The organism is Nitrincola alkalilacustris, assembly GCF_008973755.1.
Lineage (GTDB): Bacteria > Pseudomonadota > Gammaproteobacteria > Pseudomonadales > Balneatricaceae > Nitrincola > Nitrincola alkalilacustris.
The window spans coordinates 432,892-449,679 of the sequence record NZ_WBOM01000002.1 but is presented as its reverse complement, the minus strand read 5'-3'; the positions used below and the strand labels follow the sequence as shown (position 1 = coordinate 449,679).

Below are 16,788 nucleotides of genomic sequence, written 5' to 3'. Positions count from 1 at the left end.
CTCAATCCCTGGATAGTTATGCCTTGCAAGCGAACAGTAAAAACCTCTGTAAACAGATGCTCTTAGTTCAGTGGCCCATCATACACCTGTCCTGCAGGCAACCCAATTATCCCGGCAAAGTTGGCAGGTTTATCGATGCTGGAGCGATGATCAGATGCACAAAGAGACACCAGCCCGAGTCAGTGACTCAGGCCGGTGCGGAAAGAGGAAGATCAGAAGACTTCGCCACCGATGGATTCGACGGCTTCACGCTCGGAGTTTTCAAGAGCGGATGTTTGCTGTGGTTCGCCAGCGCCAATACCCAATGTCAGATTATCCAGCGCGCTGCTGCGGATATCATCCGCATCGGAAGCTGGCTGTGGGCTGGTCTGGGCACCGGCATTGTCAGACGGGCCAGCAGTTAGCGGATTATTCCCCAGTTGCCCGGCATTGTTATAGGTCAACTCTGACTGACTCACATTGCCGACACGCTGGCCATTGAGCTCCTGTTGCAGTGCTTCCTGTGCTGCACTGCTGATATTGACCTGAATACCCGCCTCTGCACGACCTTGCGCGACCGCAGAGGAGGTAGAAGGCTCATTACGATTAGTAGACGCTTGATCAGCATTGGCACCAGTCGGGTTAGCGGCAACACCGATATTGGCACCAAGATTGGAAAAACTGCTCAGCGCTGAACTGATATCCATTTGACACGACTCTGCTTTTGTTCAAATTATGTACAGTGTAGCAAAACCATTCCCCAAGACAAGCAGCAAGCCGCTCAATAACCTGAATATTACTCATCGTTGTTCTGCTGAAAACGCAGCTTATTAGGGGACACACCAAAGGTGGCACGAAAGGCGCGGCTGAAGTGTGCCGGACTGATAAACCCGCAGGCCACTGCAACCTGAATCACCGGCAGATGACTCTGCAGCAACAGACGCCTGGCCTGCTGCAACCGGATATCAATATAGTATCTGGATGGGGTCATATCCAGATAGCGGCTGAACTGCCGTTCCATCTGTCGACGGGACAGATTCACATAGCGGGCAATCTCCTCCAGCAACAATGGCTCCTCAATATTACTGCGCATCAACTCAATCGCGAGCCGCAGACTATAAGGGAGCTGTGTTTCGCCATCGCGCCGGACCAGACTTGGCCCCTCGGAGGCTGGCATATCACAGGCCAGAATCACCTGAATGCCTCGCTGAATGGAATGGCCGAAAATCTGACCACAGATCTCGATCATCACCTGCATGGCACTGCCGGGACCGGCGCAGCTGAACAGTCGATCACTGATCACATACGCCCGATCACTGGGATGAGCAGCCGGGAAGCTCTCAGACAGCAGTGCCAGGCTGTCTGGGTGGATACTGACCTCACTGCCACGCAGCAGCCCCTCCTGAGCCATGTAATAACTGCCATTCCAGAGTCCACCCACCCATTTATTGTGCTGCACTGCGGATTGAATCAGGGCATGGATACGCCCATCCGGTATGAGCGGCGTGCGATAGCCACCACAGATTACCAGCATGTCAAACTGACTCTCTGCAGTGATGCGCGGCAGCGCCTCCACCACCACCTCTATGCCGATATCGCTCATCACCCTCTCTCCATCAATACTGCAGGTGTGGGTCTTGATCTCTATCGTCGAGTCAACCAACCGTGCCGTCACCAGCGCATCCACCGCACTGGTAAAGGATGCCATCGAAAAGTTTTTCAACAGCACAAACATCACGCTCAGCCTGTGTCTGATGGCAGTTGCAGAAGGTGGCAGCACTGCTACCTTCTCAGCCAAGGGCTTGTGCCCAACAGAGATGTTGTTCAGTGCAGCATGATTCAGAAGGCTCTGATTAAGAGTGTCATGGTTCATAAGGTCATGGGCAACAGGTGAAGTGATCGCTTGAGATATCCGCATCATGATTAACCTTTATTGAATGAAGACCGCCAAGCGGCATACTCGTCATCCCATCTTAGAGGCCGCAGGTGCATTTTAGAAATTAATACATATAATCAGACCATAACTAACACAAATACGAGCCAGCTCGGGAGCCAGATCAAATGAAAAACCTGCCGATGGATCTGTTAAGAACCTTTGTCACCATTCATGATCTGAAGGGTTTCACACAGGCAGGCGAAAAACTGGGTCGTTCACAACCAGCCATCAGTCTGCAGATGAAACGGCTGGAGGAGATGTTGAATCTCGCGCTGTTCAATCGCAGCGGCAGCCTCAGCCTGACCCCGCAGGGAGAAACCCTGTATGAGTATGCCCGAAAAATTCTGGATCTGAATGACAGCGCCGTCACCCGCATGCTGATGCCCTCCGTCAGCGGCTCTATCCGCCTGGGTATTCCCAACGACTTCGAGGTCTCTTTTCTGCCGCTGGCACTGGCACGCTTCTCCAATGCTTATCCAAATGTCACGCTGGATGTCAGCAGTGATCTGAGTGTCAACCTGCGCAAGGATTATCGCCGTGGTCACTTTGATCTGGTGATGAGTATGGATGAATACCCTTCGGATGAGATTCTGGCGGAAGATGCGATCATTGAACCCCTGTCGTGGATCAGTGCACCAGGGTTTAAACTTGAACCAGGTGAGCCGGTGCCACTGGTGCTTTATCCTAAAGGCTGCGTCTATCGCCAGCATATCACCGACGCCCTGAGCAGTGCCGGCATCCCCTGGCGAGTGGTCTATTCAACACCGAGCCTATTGGGGATTCAGGCTGCAATTGAAGCAGGGCTGGGTATTTCAGCACTGGCGAGTACGATAACCCTTTCACGCCTGAGAACTGACAAGGCACTTGGCCACCTGCCCTCACTGGGCGAGGTGGCGATTGGTTTCAACTACAGTACTGAGCACCTTTCACCTGCGGTGGAGATACTACTGGATTATCTGAAAACAGGCTTAAATGAAAGCAAGCGATTTCAGACATTATGAATGCTTTTTCAGTCCAACAGTCCAGGTAAAAACAGACTGATTTCAGGAATAAAAGTTACCAACAGCACCATCGGAAGGTGCCCCAGAAGAAGAAACTTCATGGTAGGTCCAATATATTGATCCAGAGACAATCGAGATACCCCACCAGCCATATATAACAAAGGTGCACAGGGAGGTGATATGTTACCCAAACCAAGATTTGTACCCACTATTGCAGCAAAGTGGATCGGATCAATCCCCAGCTCATTAACCACAGGCATGAGAATAATGGCAGCCAGCACACTTCCTGACACGTCATCAACAATCATGCCCATGATAAGCAGCAGCAGGTTGATGATCAGCAAAAGAACTATTTTATTATCAGATATTGTCAAAAGCATACCTGCGAACTGGTTAGGAATATCAGCCAGAATCATTCCTCTGCTCATGACAAAAAGAAAAAAGAGCACCATGATGACGGATCCGGTTAAAATCGCAGCCTCACGCCCGGCTTGAAAAACCTTCTGGAAAGTCAGTGTTCTATATATCAGAAAGCCAACCAACAGCGTATAAACAAGCGCCACAGCTCCTGCCTCTGTCGGTGTAGCAATGCCGCTGTAAATACCCCCCAGAATGATGAAGGGCATGATGACCGCTAAAGATGCACGCTTCCCGTTTTGCCATATTTCACGGCCTACTGCCTGTAATGGCAGAGGTTCAGCCACTCGAATACTTCGGTTATTTCTCAAAAACAAAAAGTTCAGCGCACAGTATATCAACGCGAGCAAAATGCCTGGCATCATAGTGGCCAGAAACACCTTGGCGACTGACTGACGAGTAGCAATTGCAAACACGATCATCGGGATACTGGGGGGAATCATCAGTGCCAATACCGATGAAACGGCTACTAAGGCTGTAGCATGTCCAGCAGGGTAACCCTCACGTACCATTCGTGGCACCATGATACGGCCAATTGCTGCAATCGCAGCGGAGGCACTTCCAGATATGGCACCAAAAAGTGCGCAGCTGAGGACAGTTACTGCTCCCAACCCACCCCTGGTCCTGCCAACAAAAGCATTTACAAAATTAAGCAATCTATCTGATATACCACCCGTTCCCATCAGGGTCCCTGACAAAACGAAAAGAGGTAGTGCCAATAGCGAAAAAGAGCTGATCTGTGCATACCCATAACCAGCATGAAAAGAAAGATCAGTACCACTCAGAAAGCCGTAGACCAATGCCGCAATACCGAATGCAAATGCAACCGGTACTTCCAGAAGAATCAGAACGACAATAACGGCAATCGCAATAAAGAATAAAGTCATGAGTTTTGCGCCCGACGCTTGAGAATGAATGAGAGCAGCTTGCTTGACTCAGCCAGTATCTGCAGCAACAGATATCCAGCCATCATAAAGAAGCCTGCAACCATGCTTAGATCCCAAAGATAGCGAGGCCATCGCATGTAGATACTGCGAGTGCCCAGCTCAAGGTTGAAGGAGGCAAACTTCCAGGCAAAATAGCCGAAGACCAGGCTTGCACCAAGGCAAAGGACGCTGCCAAAGAGTCGTATGGAGAGCAGCAACACGGGATTGCGGGTAATGAGTGTGATCAATCCACCCGATATATGTTCTCTTTCGCGGGTTGCGAGAACCATACCCATGAAATACGACCAGAGTGCCAGCATGGGCGCCAGCTCTTCTATACCCAGAAAAGGTGACTCAAGCCCATAGCGCAAGAAAACCTGTACTGCCATGAGCAGGCCCATACTCACAGATGCCAGCACCATTGCCAATGCAATTAAATTTGAAAACTGGCGTTCAATGGTCTGAAGTCGCGTCAGCCCACTCTGATCATTCAAAGGAACAGGACTAACAGGATCAAGCAAACGAGTATCGGAATGGGGTGAAAAGGATGTTGTCATTATTATGCTCCCTGGAGTCAAGGCCCGGGACGTTCAGACATCCCGGGGGTCAGATCGCCACTCACCCACCCGAGCATACTGACTCAAGTGGATGAGCGGATAGCAAGTCGAGCTATCACTCAAGTCCAGCAATAACCTTGAGCTGATCCATCGTTTCCTTCCCTAACAGCCGCTCCATAATCGGCCACTCGACACCCAGCACTGTTGCCTTGTAGGCCTTGGCGACTTCAGGATCCAGTTCAACTACATCGATGCCAGCTGCACGAATTTTATCCAGCCAACCCTGACTCAGCAGCTCAGCATTCTCCCAGGCCCAGCGGGTTGCGTGGTCAGCGGCTTCACGAACCCATGTGCGCTCCTGCTCAGACAGACTGGCCATCCAGCGCTTGCTTGCAAGCCAGAAAGTGGGTTCAAACGATTCTCGTGTGTAAACGTAGGTCTGCAGCACATCGCTGAACAGAAGAACTTCATATGGGGGAGAAAATGCCCGGCCATCTATAGCACCGGTCTGAAGTGCCATATGCACCTCGGAAAATGCCATTGGCACAACTGAAAAGCCTAATGCTCGATAGCGATCTATTGCCATTGGGTAATTAGGTACCCGTATTTTGAAGCCTCTTGCGTCCTGCGGGAAAATTTCAGGGGTTTTAACGCCACGACGCACCACAAAGCCGGTAAAGTCCGTCGGCAATGTGCCCAGCAGCTCAACATTCAAGCCGTCATAAATTGTTGAGAACAACTCATCCATACTGCTGCCAGGTCCATATACTCTGGCGGCAGTGTCCCAGTCATCAGCCACATAACCAAGGTTGGCAATATCAAGGCGTGGATCGAGCTCAGAGTTAGACCAAGCCATAGTCATGGGCAGGGCTCCCTGCATCACTTGTTGCGTGATGGTCTGCCAATCTCCAAGGTCACCTCCCGGATGATAGCGAATGGATACCGATCCATCTGACAGTTCATCAAGCTTGCGCATGAAAACTGCAGAAACATTATGGAAAATGTGATCCGTAGGCATGACATGAGCCAGAATGTGGCTCTGTTGTGACTGAGCAAATGAAAGGGTGCTCATGCTGACAGATGTTACGATCGAAAAAGCAGCTAGAGATCTGCACAAGGCTCGCTTGATCATTTTCATCTTTGGTCTCTTCTTTTCTTTGTTATTTGTGAAGTGACAGCCCTTCATGGCCGAGGCATGAAGGGCCTTATGGAAAAAGCTTATCCGCGGACGATGTTGTACTCCGGCCCGAACGGGAAGCGGGTGATGTTTTCGGCACCGCCCTCTCCCACCACCAGAATATCGTGTTCACGATAACCACCAGCTCCCGGGCGACCTTCTGGAATCATCAGCATCGGCTCCATCGACACCACCATGCCGGGCTCGAGCACTGTGTCGATATCTTCACGCAGCTCCAGACCCGCTTCGCGGCCATAGTAGTGACTCAGCGTGCCGAAGGAGTGACCATAACCAAAAGTGCGATACTGCAGCACGTCATGCTGGGCAAAGATCTCGTTCAATTCTGCAGCGATATCACAGCAGCGCGCACCCGGGCGGATCAGTTCCAAACCACGGCGGTGCACCTTGCAGTTGATCTCCCAGAGCTCCAGATGACGGTCTGAGGCGTGTTCGGCAAACAGCGTTCGTTCCAGCGCGGTGTAATAACCGGCAATCATCGGGAAGGTATTGAGGCTGAGGATGTCGCCCGCCTGCACTTTGCGTGAGGTGACCGGGTTATGCGCTCCATCGGTATTGATCCCGGACTGGAACCAGACCCAGGTATCCATCAACTCACCATGAGGGAAGGTACGGGCGATCTCACGCACCATCGCCTGAGTACCAGCCAGTGCCACTTCGTACTCGGGCACACCCACCGCAATCGCATCGCGAATGGCTGCTCCACCAACATCGGCAATGCGCGCACCCTGCCTGATCAACTCGATCTCCTCGGCAGATTTGAGCATGCGCATTTTCATTGTCGCGATACCGATATCCACCAGCTCCGCGCCTGGCAAGGCCGCCTGCAGTTTCTGCTGATTCTGCAGTGTCAGGTGATCATATTCGACCCCGACCCGTGCCCGCCCACCGATCAACTGCATCACGGAATGATAGAAGTTATCCTTGTGCCAATCGGTATAGATCAGGTTGTCACCCAGCTGGTTACGACGGTAGGGCTGGCCACCATCAATATTCGCCGTGATGGTGGTATAACCTTCCTGCGTCACAACCAGACCGTAGTCGCGGCCGAAACGGCAGTAAACGAAGTCACTGTAGTAGTTGATGTTGTGATAAGAGGTGAAGAGCACGGCATCTATCTGCTGCTCGGCCATATGCTGACGCAACCGGTTCAGTCGTCTCTCCAGCTCTGCCTTGCTGAAGGTGGGTTTCACCTTGGAACCATTGGGAAGAGTCAGGTTTTTTGGCATCGTGATCATGTTTGCTATCCCGCTTTTGTTTTGTGACTTATGTTCTTATAACTGTGAAAAGTCGATCAGCGGTTTCGCATCACATCCATCAGTAGGGACGCATGACAAAACTCGCTTGAAAGGATAGTAGGCCCGGGATATGTATTTTAGAAATTAATAGTGATGATGATTTCATTTGTGATGCAAATGATGAAAGAAAAACAGAGGGATAGCGTTGCCTGGATCAAGAGTGGAGGTATAAGTAGAGCAACAGGTAGCAGGATAGAGTGGGATAGATTTAAACAAAAGCCTCATCGGGCACCAGGGGGCTGTGCCCGATGAGACTGGCGTGCAGAATCAAATATCGGTTTCAGTCGATAAGCAGCTCGGCTTTCTTACGCCCGGCAGCATCGGTTATCTCAGGCTGCGAGCGTTTCCTGGTTTCCTCCCCCGCCCAGCGCGTCATCAACTGCGTCCACTGCTCGCGCATCCGGGTCAGATTACCCTCCTTGACATGCCCATAGCCTTTCACCTGCTCCGGCAGGCTCAACAGATCACGGACCAGTGGCAGACTGTCGCGAGTCACCCGGCTCATCACCTCTGTCATCAGTGCCCGATAGTCCTGAACCAACTGGCGTTCCGCTCTTCTTTCACGGGTATAACCGAACAGATCCCAGCGCGTGCCACGCAGAGCTTTCAATCGATTCAAGCCCTTGAACAGCGGCAGCACCCATTCACCGAACGCCATTTTGCGTGGCTGGCCAGTCAGCTTGTCGCGGCGCGCCAGCAGTGGTGGTGCCAGATGGAAGGTGAGTCGGAAGTCGCCATCAAACTGCGCCGACAGCTTCTGCCTGAAGGCATCATCGGTATAGAGACGTGCGATCTCATACTCATCCTTGTAGGCCATCACCTTGTACAGGTATCGGGCTGCGAGACTGCTCAGCTCACCCTCCGCCCCCAGCCGTTCACGTTCCTGTCGGCGCACCTCGTTGATCTGATTCAGATAGGACTGGGCATAGGCCTCATCCTGATAGGCGATCAGCTCACGATAGAAGTGATCAATCTTCTCATCCAGTGTCTGCAGGCTCTGCGCTGTGCCGTCGGCGGTACCCTTGTACTCTTCGATCAGACGGTAAACCGCCTGCCGGTCAGCCGCCGCCAGACGACCCCAGCGAAACGCACGCTGGTTGAAACTCACAGCCACACCATTGAGCTCAATCGCGCGTTCGATGGCCGCTTCACTCAGCGGTATCAGACCCTTCTGGTAAGCAAAGCCGACCATGAACAGGTTGGTGGCGATCACATCGCCGAACAGCGCTTCGGCCAGGCCTGTCGCATCGATCAGGTCGACCGCTTCCGCCGAGGTCTGGGCTACAAAAGCGTTCTTGATCTCGCCGGCAGGAAAAAACAGATCATTGTTCTCGACAAACGCGGCCACCGGCACTTCCGCGGTATTGATCACCGAATGCGTCAGACCCTTGCACAGTTTGGTCATGCTGCCCATCGCCGCCACCATATCGCAGCCGAGCAGCAGATTGGCGCTGCCATCGAGTATACGCGGTACATGAATATCAGCCGGTGTCGGTGCCAGCTTCACATGTGCCACCACCGCGCCGTTCTTCTGCGACAGGCCGGTGAAATCCAGTGTTGTCGCACCCTTGCCCTCCAGATGAGCGGCCATCGACAACAGAGCACCGATCGTCAGTACACCGGAACCACCGATTCCCGCCACCAGAATCGCATAGTTACCCTGCAACTGAGGGGGTGTGACCGATGGCAGAGTCGCCAGGGCCTGCTGCTCCAGTACCTCGATCTGACGCGCATCCGGCTTGCGGATCTGCGCCCCGGCAACGGACACGAAACTGGGGCAGAAGCCCTTCACGCAGGAGAAATCCTTGTTGCAGGTGGACTGATTCACCTGACGTTTGCGCCCGAATGCTGTCTCTTTAGGCTCGATGGCGATGCAGTTGGACTGCACCGAGCAGTCGCCGCAGCCTTCACAGACCCGGTCGTTGATGAACAAGCGGCGATCGGGATCGATCAGCAGCCCCTTCTTGCGACGGCGGCGTTTCTCGGCCGCACAGGTCTGCTCATAGATAATGACAGTAACGCCCTCTATCTCCCGGAATTGATGCTGCAGGGCATCCAGCTCCTCGCGGCCATGCCGGGTCACCCTGGCCGGCAGATCGGGATCAGTGGCAAACTTGGCGATATCATCACTGACCAGCGCAACGCGATTGACGCCTTCTGCCAACACCTGCTGAGCAACCCGCGCCGGTGACAATTCACCTTCGGCCTTCTGCCCGCCTGTCATCGCCACGGCATCGTTATAGAGGATCTTGTAGGTGATGTTGATATTGCTGGCCACCGCCTGCCGGATCGCCAGCACACCCGAGTGCTGATAGGTGCCATCGCCCAGATTCTGAAACATGTGCTTACGGTTCGAGAAGCGGTGCAGCCCGACCCAGTGGATCCCTTCGCCACCCATATGGGTGAAGGTCTTGGCCTTGCGATCCATGCTCAGCGCCATGATATGGCAACCGATCCCGGCACCGGCGATGCTGCCATCGGGCACCTTGGTTGAGGTGTTGTGCGGGCAGCCGGCACAGAAGTAGGGAGCACGTGCAATCCCTGGATTTGACGCTGTGGTGCAGGGTAGCGGGATCTGATCCAGATGCTGTGTCATCAGTTGTCCCAGCGGCGTATCCCTGAGCCACCAGGCCAGGGCGCGAGCCACTATCTCCGGCGTGAAGGCAAACACCTCCGGCAGCAGAACACGATTCTGCTCATCGCGTTTGCCATAGATATGCGGGCGCTGATCGGCCGGCCAGTTATAGAGCTGCTCCTTGATCTGCTTCTCCAACTGCGGGCGCTTCTCCTCCACCACCAGCAGCGACTCCATGCCCTGAGCAAACTCACGGATACCACGTGGCTCCAGCGGCCAGCTCATACCCACCTTATAGATGCTGATACCGGCTGCCTGCAGCTGAGCATCGCTGATATTGAGCTGGCGGAACGCCTCCAGCAGATCACCATGCGCCTTGCCGACCGTGACGATGCCGAATCGACGCTGTGGCGCCTCAAGAATCACCCGATCAATCTTGTTGGCATAAACAAAGGCATGCGCAGCCGGGGCACGCTCCTCGATCATGCGCCGTTCATATTCGATCCGCTCAGCGGGCCACTGCAGATGGCAATCGTAGTTCAAGCCATGTGGCGGGATTACGAAATCCTCGGGAATCACAAACTCGGGCAGGGGCGGGATCTCAACAGATGCCCCGCTCTCCACGGTTTCGGTGATGGTTTTCATCGCCACCCAGAGGCCGCAGTAGCGCGACAGGGCGATACCGGCCAGCCCCATCGTCAGATACTCCTCCACCGAGGACGGAAACAGGATCGGCATGATCGCCGCTTCAAACACCTGGTCGGTCTGGTGCGGAAACATGGAAGATTCGGCGGTGTGATCATCGCCTGCCAGCGCCAGCACGCCACCATGCCTTGCCGTGCCCTGCACATTGGCCTGGCGGAACACATCAGTCGAACGATCGACACCATGCCCCTTGCCATACCAGATGGAGAAGACACCGTCCTTGCTGGCATCTTCACGGTAATAATCGATCAACTGAGTGCCCCAGACAGCCGTCGCTCCCAGATCCTCATTCACAGCCGGTTCAAAGTGGACATCCTGTTCTGCCAGAAACTGCTTGCTGCGCCACAGCTCCTGATCATATGCGCCCAGTGGCGAACCACGGTAGCCGGAGATGAAACCGGCGGTATTCAGTCCCTGTCGCTTATCCAGTTGACGTTGCATCAGTGGCAAACGGACCAGCGCCTGAATGCCGGTCATGAAGACACGCCCCTCGGTCTCGGTATAGCGGTCGGTGAGCTGATAATCCTTGTCGAATAGCATGGTGAACAGGCCTCAGAAATTCTTATTTTTGATGCCAAAAAATTACCATGACAGGCGTAGGCATTTATGCCAAAGTAAGCGCGATAGAAAGATTTATTGGCATAGATCACTAATAATCATATTTAAATAGTCAATTGTGCTAATTTTAAGCACTAAAGGGTAAAACCGGCTCACAGAAGCTGAATTCGCATCCCTTGGATCAACGGACCACACACATGACTCAACCACCCCTGGACAAGATCGATTACCGGATTCTGGAAGCACTCCAGGCAGATGGCAGCATCTCCAATCTTGAACTGGCCGAAAAGGTGAACCTATCGCCCTCCCCCTGCTCACGCCGAGTCAGGATTCTGGAGGAGAGAGGCTATATCCGCGGCAAGGTGACGCTGCTGGAAGCACAGAAGCTGGGGCTTTCGGTGAATGTGTTTATTCAGGTGTCGCTCAGCCATCAGCTGAAGAAGGATCTGCAGGCGTTTGAGGAGGCCGTGACCCAGTGGCCGGAGGTGATGGAGTGTTATCTGATGACCGGCGATTTTGATTATCTGATCCGTGTTGTGGTGCCCGACCTGATGGCCTACCAGCGTTTTCTGGATGATCATCTGACCCTGATCGAGGGGATCGACAGCATCCGCAGCAGCTTTTCACTCAAGCAGGTGCGCTATAAAACAGACTTGCCGCTGGATCATCTGAAGCGCTGATCACCCCGCTGCTGCTCCACATATGCCGCAGGCGTCAACCCGGTCCACTGCCGAAAAGCACGACTGAATGCTCGCGGCTCGCTGAATCCCAGTTGCCGCGAGACCTCCGCGATACTGAGCTTGTGCAGCAGCAGTTTTTCAACTGCCAGATCCTGACGGATACCCGCCTTGATCGCCGGATAAGAGGTGCCCTCGCGCCGTAACCGACGCCTGAGTGTCTGGCTGCTGGTATTGAAGTGACGGGCCAACGCCTCCAATGAAGGGCACAGCAACGACTCTCCTTGCTGATGTAACAGCAGTGAGCGGATACGTGCCTCATAACTGCTCTCACGCCCAGGAATCGTGATCAGATCGGCAGGCGAGCGCCGAAGAAAAACGGCCAGATCCTGCTGCGTTCTGACCGCTGCGCGCTCCAGATAGTCGGCGCTGAAAGTCAACGTCAGTGCAGGCTGCTCGAACTGGTGCCGACAGGGGAACAGATATTTCAACTCATTCAGATGTGCTGGCGCGACAAAATCAAACCCGGCACTGTCGAGCAGTATCTTCTCCCCCACCAGCCAGCTGGCAAAACGGTGCCAGATCACCATCCAGAACTCTCTGAAGAAGCCATCCGGGTCCAGATCGGGCCGGGCAAAGCGGATCTCGATCCGCGCCAGATCCCCCTGTCGGCTCAGCTGCATCCAGATATCATCCGTGAAGAGGTTATACAGCTGTATCCCCTGCTCCAGCACCGCATCGAGGGTTTCATAATGCAGTGCATGGCGCGCCATCAGGGCAAATACGCCCCGCTTGCACGGATGCTCGGTGCAGGCCATGAACTCATCATCCAGCCAGATCCAGATCAGCTGCACCAGCCGTGTCATGCAGTCACCATGCACCCGTGCTCCCGGTTGATCAAGCAGAGCGCCATCGATGCCACTTTCGATCAGCAGCCGCTCCACACCCAGCCCCCTGCGCCGCACGCAGTTCAGCGCAGCTCTGACATACTGTATATCGACCGTTGCCATGCTTGGCCCTCAGGAGTGGATAATCGATACAAGTGTCACATTTTGTGACTCAATCAGTCAATTTTTGTCATTTTATGTAACCTGCATTCAGGCGATAGTACAGATGATTGCTCATAGACTCAGGAGAGCCCCATGAATTTCAGCTTCACAGAAGAACAGACGATGATTCAGGAGATGGCGCGCCGGTTTGCCGAGAACGAGCTCGCACCGGTGGCCGAAAAGCTGGATCAGACAGGTGACCGAGAGATGTTTCTGAACATCCTCTCGCAGCTGGCTGAACTTGGCTTTATGGGGCTGACGATCGATCCCGAGTATGGCGGCACTGGTGCCGACAGTATCGCCTTCAGCCTGGCGATCACCGAGCTGGCCCGAGGCTGTGCCTCAACGGCAGTGTCTGTATCGGTCACCAATATGGTGGCAGAGGTGATTCAGGCAGTCGGCAGCGAAGAGCAGAAAACCACCTATCTGCCGCGCATCTGCAGCGGTGAATACCCGGCCGGCAGCTTCTGCCTGACCGAAGCCACCGCTGGTTCCGATCCGGCCGGCATGCGCAGCACCGCCGTGCGCGATGGCGATGAATGGGTGTTGAACGGCACGAAGCAGTTTATCAGCAGCGCCGAGTATGCAGGCGTCTTTGTTGTCTGGGCGGTGACCGATTCCAGCCTGCCGCGTGGCAAGGGGATCTCCTGCTTTCTGGTGGAGCGCGGCACACCCGGCCTGATCATCTCCAAAGCAGAAAAGAAGATGGGACAGCACGCGTCCTGTACCAACGAAGTGCGCTTCGAGAACTGCCGCGTGCCAGCCAATGCGCTGATGGGAGAGCTGAATCAGGGCTACCGGATTGCTATCACTGAGCTGGCTGGTGGGCGCATCGGTATCGGCTCTTTGGCACTTGGCGTCGCGCAGGCGGCCATGGATTATGCGCGCCAGTACATCACCGAGCGCCAGCAGTTCGGTAAATCTCTGGCCGACTTTCAGGGCCTGCAGTGGATGCTGGCGGATACCTATACTGACCTGGAAGCTGCCCGCCTGCTGCTGCTGAGTGCAGCAGATCGTAAATCGCGCGACCTGCCCTTCTCCAAGGAAGCCTCGATGGCCAAGCTGTTTGCATCGGAAAAAGCCAACCAGGCCTGCTACACCGCGCTGCAACTGCTCGGTGGTTATGGCTATATTCAGGATTACCCACTGGAGCGCCATGCGCGTGATGTGCGCGTGACCTCGATCTACGAGGGTACCAGCGAGATACAACGCATTATCATTGCCCGAGAGCTACTTAATGAGATTCGCTGAACGATAGCGTGATTTTACTGACAACCAGATACTGAACCTTTCAAGGATTACACCATGGATATCAAAGACAAAGTCGTCATCATCACCGGCGGCGCATCGGGCCTTGGCCTGGTCACCTCACAACAACTGGCTGCTCAGGGAGCCAAAGTGGCGATCTTCGATCTGAATCAGGAGGCTGGAGAGGCACTGGCAGCAGAGCTCGGCAGTAATACCCTGTTTGCCCGCGTGGATGTCACCGATGCCACCTCTGTCGAGAGCGCCATTCGCCAGGTGGTGGAAGCCTTCGGCACGATCCATGTCTGCATCAACTGCGCCGGTATCGCCCCGGCCGGTAAAACGGTCGGACGCAACGGCCCACTGGCACTGGAGAAATTCTCTCAGGTGATCAACATCAATCTGATCGGCACCTTCAATGTGCTGCGCCTCGCTGCTGCTGAAATGGCTAACAACGAACCGGATACCAACGGCGAGCGTGGCGTGATCATCAACACTGCATCTGTTGCCGCTTTCGATGGACAGATCGGCCAGGCCGCCTACAGTGCCAGCAAAGCGGGTGTCTGCGGCATGACTCTGCCGATCGCACGCGATCTGGCCGGAGTCGGTATTCGTGTCATGACGATTGCTCCCGGTATCTTTGATACACCGATGATGATGGCGATGCCGGATGAGGTGCGCGATCCACTGATCAAGATGGTACAACACCCAAAACGCTTCGGCGCCCCGGCAGAATACGCCTCACTGGCCGCCCATATCATCCAGAATTCCTACCTCAACGGTGAAGTGATCCGCCTGGATGGGGGAATACGGATGGAGGCGAAGTAGTCACCGCCCGACCCGCTGTCGATACACCGCGCACAGCGGGATTTCTCTCCTGAGTCAGACAAATCTCCGATCTTGTGAATGTCCATTTCCCAACATGAGGGCCTCTGTACATCCTCCCTAAAAAGGGTACAATGTACCTATTGTCATGTACTAGGTACACGGAAGATGATAACTTTTATTGAACTGGCAGGATTCAGCAAGCGCCGAAAAGAGCTGCTGTCCGACGACAATTTTCGCCAGATGCAAGAGGCACTTATTGTGAACCCTGAAGCTGGCAGCCGTCTTGAAGGTACAGGTGGGTTCAGAAAGCTACGCTGGGCTTTACCAGGTAAGGGCAAGAGCAGTGGTGTCCGGGTCATATACTACAACCTGACGCCCTCCACAGGCAGATTATTTTTGGCATTGATCTATCAAAAAAATGAGCAGGACAACCTCACTGATAGCCAGAAAGCCCAACTCAAAGCGATTACAGATAAGCTCAACTGACGGAGTTAGACATGAAAGACGAACTGTTCTCTGATCTCCTCGCCAGTGCCGAGGAGATGGTTGCCATTGAGAAAGGCGATCTCTTACCAGCAGATTCCGCTGTCCATCATTTCAGCACCCCGGATGTAAAAAAAATACGGGAGGTTTCTGGCAAATCACGACAGGAGTTCGCCCGCATCATTGGCGCAAGCATTGAGTCTGTTAAAAGCTGGGAGACCAAACGCCGCAATCCGTCTGGTCCAACCAAGAAGCTACTGACACTGATTGAGGCTGACCCAGTAAAAACCATTCAGATTCTGGAGCAGACAGGTTAATGGCTCAGCCTCCTAAAGCCCCGGCGCTCCTTTTCCCGGAGCCAATACCGCTGAAGGCGCGCGCGTTGTACAGATCACTGATCTGGCGAATCAAACGTATTGACTGACTGGCAGAGTGCTGAGGATTAACCAGCATGATGGACTCCATACCGCCGGGTACGGCAGCACTGGGCAGAATCAAGCCCAGTTCATGCCCCGCCATCAGCCAACGATCACCGATCAACTGGGTGGACAACGGATAGGGATACTGCGCCCAATCTGCCGGCCACTCGCTCTCGGGCAATCGCGCAATTGAGCTGGTATCAGCCAACTCATAAACCCCCAGACGATATGCAGGCGGGACCAGACGTGGAGATGGCAAGTAGTTGGCCATCTCCAGCAAGGCAGTTGCCGGTGACAAGGCGAAATAAAGTACGGGATGACCCGAGCTGTTCCACCGCCCTCCATCACGATAACTGGCACCCAGACCTGAGTAATTCTCCAGAAACTGTTCGGGACCAATGCGATAGAGGTGGCGCATCAGGAAAATTCGCCCCGCTCGATCTTGCGCAGCACCTGGCGCACCCAGTTTCGTCCCTCGAAAGTATCGAAAAGATCGATCGGGCGCTCGCCATTAAGCGCGGGAACCGCCGTATGCAACCACTCACGGGCCAGGTCATCACTCTCCCACACCCCTTGGGCCTGAAAAAAGACACGCAGCGTATCAAGCAGCTCTTCCGAGTCGACCCGGCCAAGGTTTTTCTTGCGATAAAAACGGCTCAGGTTGCCTGATGTGGTATTCAGTAGACGAATAAAGATATCCCGATCACCCAGTAACTCAATCGCCGATTGCACCACCGATCCGGGTAGGCCCTGTCTGACAGTCCGAATAAACTCTGCCTGATCGGTAAATGCCAAATCTGAAATCGGCAACTTCCCTTTATGAAGATTGGTACTGATAGATGCCTGCATGATAAATCTCCCGTCACATCAGCCTCTATCATACATCAAAATCAGCAACCACTGACATCAATTTGATGTTATCAGATATTACACACGCCAA

The 16,788-nt window shown here is 54.0% G+C and carries 16 protein-coding genes; 6 read left to right on the top strand and 10 right to left on the bottom strand.

All coding sequences use genetic code 11. The annotated features are described in order from the left end of the window. Positions 1–212: 212 nt before the first annotated feature. On the bottom strand, positions 213–686 hold the full coding sequence (locus tag F7R27_RS04915) for a hypothetical protein (RefSeq protein WP_151703094.1): 474 nt from the start codon (positions 684–686) through the stop codon (positions 213–215). Between the two features lie 89 nt (positions 687–775). Beyond that, positions 776–1,900 (bottom strand): GlxA family transcriptional regulator, encoded by a 1,125-nt coding sequence (locus F7R27_RS04910; protein ID WP_151703093.1) that lies wholly within the window; start codon positions 1,898–1,900, stop codon positions 776–778. 140 nt (positions 1,901–2,040) lie between these two features. On the opposite strand from F7R27_RS04910, the gene F7R27_RS04905 reads away from it, so the two are divergent. Beyond that, entirely contained in the window at positions 2,041–2,916 is an 876-nt protein-coding gene (locus F7R27_RS04905) for a LysR substrate-binding domain-containing protein (protein ID WP_151703092.1), read from the top strand. 8 nt (positions 2,917–2,924) lie between these two features. Here the strand turns inward: F7R27_RS04905 and F7R27_RS04900 are convergent, their stop codons facing one another. The 5 genes from F7R27_RS04900 to F7R27_RS04880 all read right to left on the bottom strand — a co-directional run bounded on the left by F7R27_RS04900 (position 2,925) and on the right by F7R27_RS04880 (position 11,129). Beyond that, positions 2,925–4,220 carry a TRAP transporter large permease gene (locus F7R27_RS04900; protein WP_151703091.1) on the bottom strand — a complete coding sequence of 432 codons (1,296 nt, stop codon included), beginning with the start codon at positions 4,218–4,220 and terminating at the stop codon, positions 2,925–2,927. Continuing rightward, positions 4,217–4,816 carry a TRAP transporter small permease gene (locus F7R27_RS04895; RefSeq protein ID WP_151703090.1) on the bottom strand — a complete coding sequence of 200 codons (600 nt, stop codon included), beginning with the start codon at positions 4,814–4,816 and terminating at the stop codon, positions 4,217–4,219. The genes F7R27_RS04900 and F7R27_RS04895 overlap by 4 nt, the downstream gene beginning before the upstream one ends. Before the next feature lie 115 nt (positions 4,817–4,931). Beyond that, entirely contained in the window at positions 4,932–6,002 is a 1,071-nt protein-coding gene (dctP, locus tag F7R27_RS04890) for a TRAP transporter substrate-binding protein DctP (RefSeq protein ID WP_206060376.1), read from the bottom strand. 32 nt (positions 6,003–6,034) lie between these two features. After that, positions 6,035–7,249: a M24 family metallopeptidase gene (locus F7R27_RS04885; protein WP_240776236.1), complete on the bottom strand. Its 1,215-nt coding sequence runs from the start codon at positions 7,247–7,249 to the stop codon at positions 6,035–6,037. Positions 7,250–7,589: 340 nt separating this feature from the next. Next, positions 7,590–11,129, bottom strand: coding sequence for an indolepyruvate ferredoxin oxidoreductase family protein (locus F7R27_RS04880; protein WP_151703089.1), 3,540 nt, complete (start codon positions 11,127–11,129; stop codon positions 7,590–7,592). Positions 11,130–11,344: 215 nt separating this feature from the next. On the opposite strand from F7R27_RS04880, the gene F7R27_RS04875 reads away from it, so the two are divergent. Then, the gene (locus tag F7R27_RS04875; protein WP_151703088.1) at positions 11,345–11,827 is read left to right on the top strand and encodes an Lrp/AsnC family transcriptional regulator; all 483 of its coding nucleotides are present in this window, start codon (positions 11,345–11,347) and stop codon (positions 11,825–11,827) included. On the opposite strand, the gene F7R27_RS04870 is transcribed toward F7R27_RS04875, so the two are convergent. Next, on the bottom strand, positions 11,812–12,834 hold the full coding sequence (locus tag F7R27_RS04870) for an AraC family transcriptional regulator (RefSeq protein WP_151703087.1): 1,023 nt from the start codon (positions 12,832–12,834) through the stop codon (positions 11,812–11,814). The two genes, F7R27_RS04875 and F7R27_RS04870, sit on opposite strands and share 16 nt — an antisense overlap. Before the next feature lie 132 nt (positions 12,835–12,966). Here F7R27_RS04870 and F7R27_RS04865 point away from each other — a divergent pair, with 132 nt between their 5' ends. From F7R27_RS04865 to nadS, 4 genes are all read left to right on the top strand, one after another. After that, positions 12,967–14,124: an acyl-CoA dehydrogenase family protein gene (locus F7R27_RS04865; RefSeq protein WP_151703086.1), complete on the top strand. Its 1,158-nt coding sequence runs from the start codon at positions 12,967–12,969 to the stop codon at positions 14,122–14,124. Between the two features lie 54 nt (positions 14,125–14,178). Next, the gene (locus tag F7R27_RS04860; protein WP_151703085.1) at positions 14,179–14,946 is read left to right on the top strand and encodes a 3-hydroxyacyl-CoA dehydrogenase; all 768 of its coding nucleotides are present in this window, start codon (positions 14,179–14,181) and stop codon (positions 14,944–14,946) included. Between the two features lie 165 nt (positions 14,947–15,111). After that, positions 15,112–15,432, top strand: coding sequence for a type II toxin-antitoxin system RelE/ParE family toxin (locus F7R27_RS04855; protein WP_151703084.1), 321 nt, complete (start codon positions 15,112–15,114; stop codon positions 15,430–15,432). A gap of 11 nt (positions 15,433–15,443) precedes the next feature. Next, a complete protein-coding gene (gene nadS, locus F7R27_RS04850) occupies positions 15,444–15,746 on the top strand; it encodes a NadS family protein (protein ID WP_151703083.1) in 303 nt (100 codons plus the stop codon). Positions 15,747–15,750: 4 nt separating this feature from the next. Here nadS and F7R27_RS04845 read toward each other — a convergent pair whose 3' ends face one another. Both F7R27_RS04845 and F7R27_RS04840 read right to left on the bottom strand, forming a co-directional pair. Next, positions 15,751–16,266 (bottom strand): RES family NAD+ phosphorylase, encoded by a 516-nt coding sequence (locus tag F7R27_RS04845; protein WP_151703082.1) that lies wholly within the window; start codon positions 16,264–16,266, stop codon positions 15,751–15,753. Further along, positions 16,266–16,697 carry an antitoxin Xre/MbcA/ParS toxin-binding domain-containing protein gene (locus tag F7R27_RS04840; RefSeq protein ID WP_151703081.1) on the bottom strand — a complete coding sequence of 144 codons (432 nt, stop codon included), beginning with the start codon at positions 16,695–16,697 and terminating at the stop codon, positions 16,266–16,268. Before F7R27_RS04840 ends, F7R27_RS04845 begins: the two co-directional genes overlap by 1 nt. Positions 16,698–16,788: the final 91 nt, after the last annotated feature.

Coding starts and splice junctions, on each gene's coding strand:
- nadS (WP_151703083.1), top strand. CDS start 15,444: ATGAAAGACGAACTGTTCTCTGATCTCCTCGCCAGTGCCGAGGAGATG.
- F7R27_RS04910 (WP_151703093.1), bottom strand. CDS start 1,900: ATGATGCGGATATCTCAAGCGATCACTTCACCTGTTGCCCATGACCTT.
- F7R27_RS04865 (WP_151703086.1), top strand. CDS start 12,967: ATGAATTTCAGCTTCACAGAAGAACAGACGATGATTCAGGAGATGGCG.
- F7R27_RS04885 (WP_240776236.1), bottom strand. CDS start 7,249: ATGATCACGATGCCAAAAAACCTGACTCTTCCCAATGGTTCCAAGGTG.
- F7R27_RS04840 (WP_151703081.1), bottom strand. CDS start 16,697: ATGCAGGCATCTATCAGTACCAATCTTCATAAAGGGAAGTTGCCGATT.
- F7R27_RS04895 (WP_151703090.1), bottom strand. CDS start 4,816: ATGACAACATCCTTTTCACCCCATTCCGATACTCGTTTGCTTGATCCT.
- dctP (WP_206060376.1), bottom strand. CDS start 6,002: ATGAAGGGCTGTCACTTCACAAATAACAAAGAAAAGAAGAGACCAAAG.
- F7R27_RS04870 (WP_151703087.1), bottom strand. CDS start 12,834: ATGGCAACGGTCGATATACAGTATGTCAGAGCTGCGCTGAACTGCGTG.
- F7R27_RS04875 (WP_151703088.1), top strand. CDS start 11,345: ATGACTCAACCACCCCTGGACAAGATCGATTACCGGATTCTGGAAGCA.
- F7R27_RS04880 (WP_151703089.1), bottom strand. CDS start 11,129: ATGCTATTCGACAAGGATTATCAGCTCACCGACCGCTATACCGAGACC.
- F7R27_RS04845 (WP_151703082.1), bottom strand. CDS start 16,266: ATGCGCCACCTCTATCGCATTGGTCCCGAACAGTTTCTGGAGAATTAC.
- F7R27_RS04900 (WP_151703091.1), bottom strand. CDS start 4,220: ATGACTTTATTCTTTATTGCGATTGCCGTTATTGTCGTTCTGATTCTT.
- F7R27_RS04855 (WP_151703084.1), top strand. CDS start 15,112: ATGATAACTTTTATTGAACTGGCAGGATTCAGCAAGCGCCGAAAAGAG.
- F7R27_RS04860 (WP_151703085.1), top strand. CDS start 14,179: ATGGATATCAAAGACAAAGTCGTCATCATCACCGGCGGCGCATCGGGC.
- F7R27_RS04915 (WP_151703094.1), bottom strand. CDS start 686: ATGGATATCAGTTCAGCGCTGAGCAGTTTTTCCAATCTTGGTGCCAAT.
- F7R27_RS04905 (WP_151703092.1), top strand. CDS start 2,041: ATGAAAAACCTGCCGATGGATCTGTTAAGAACCTTTGTCACCATTCAT.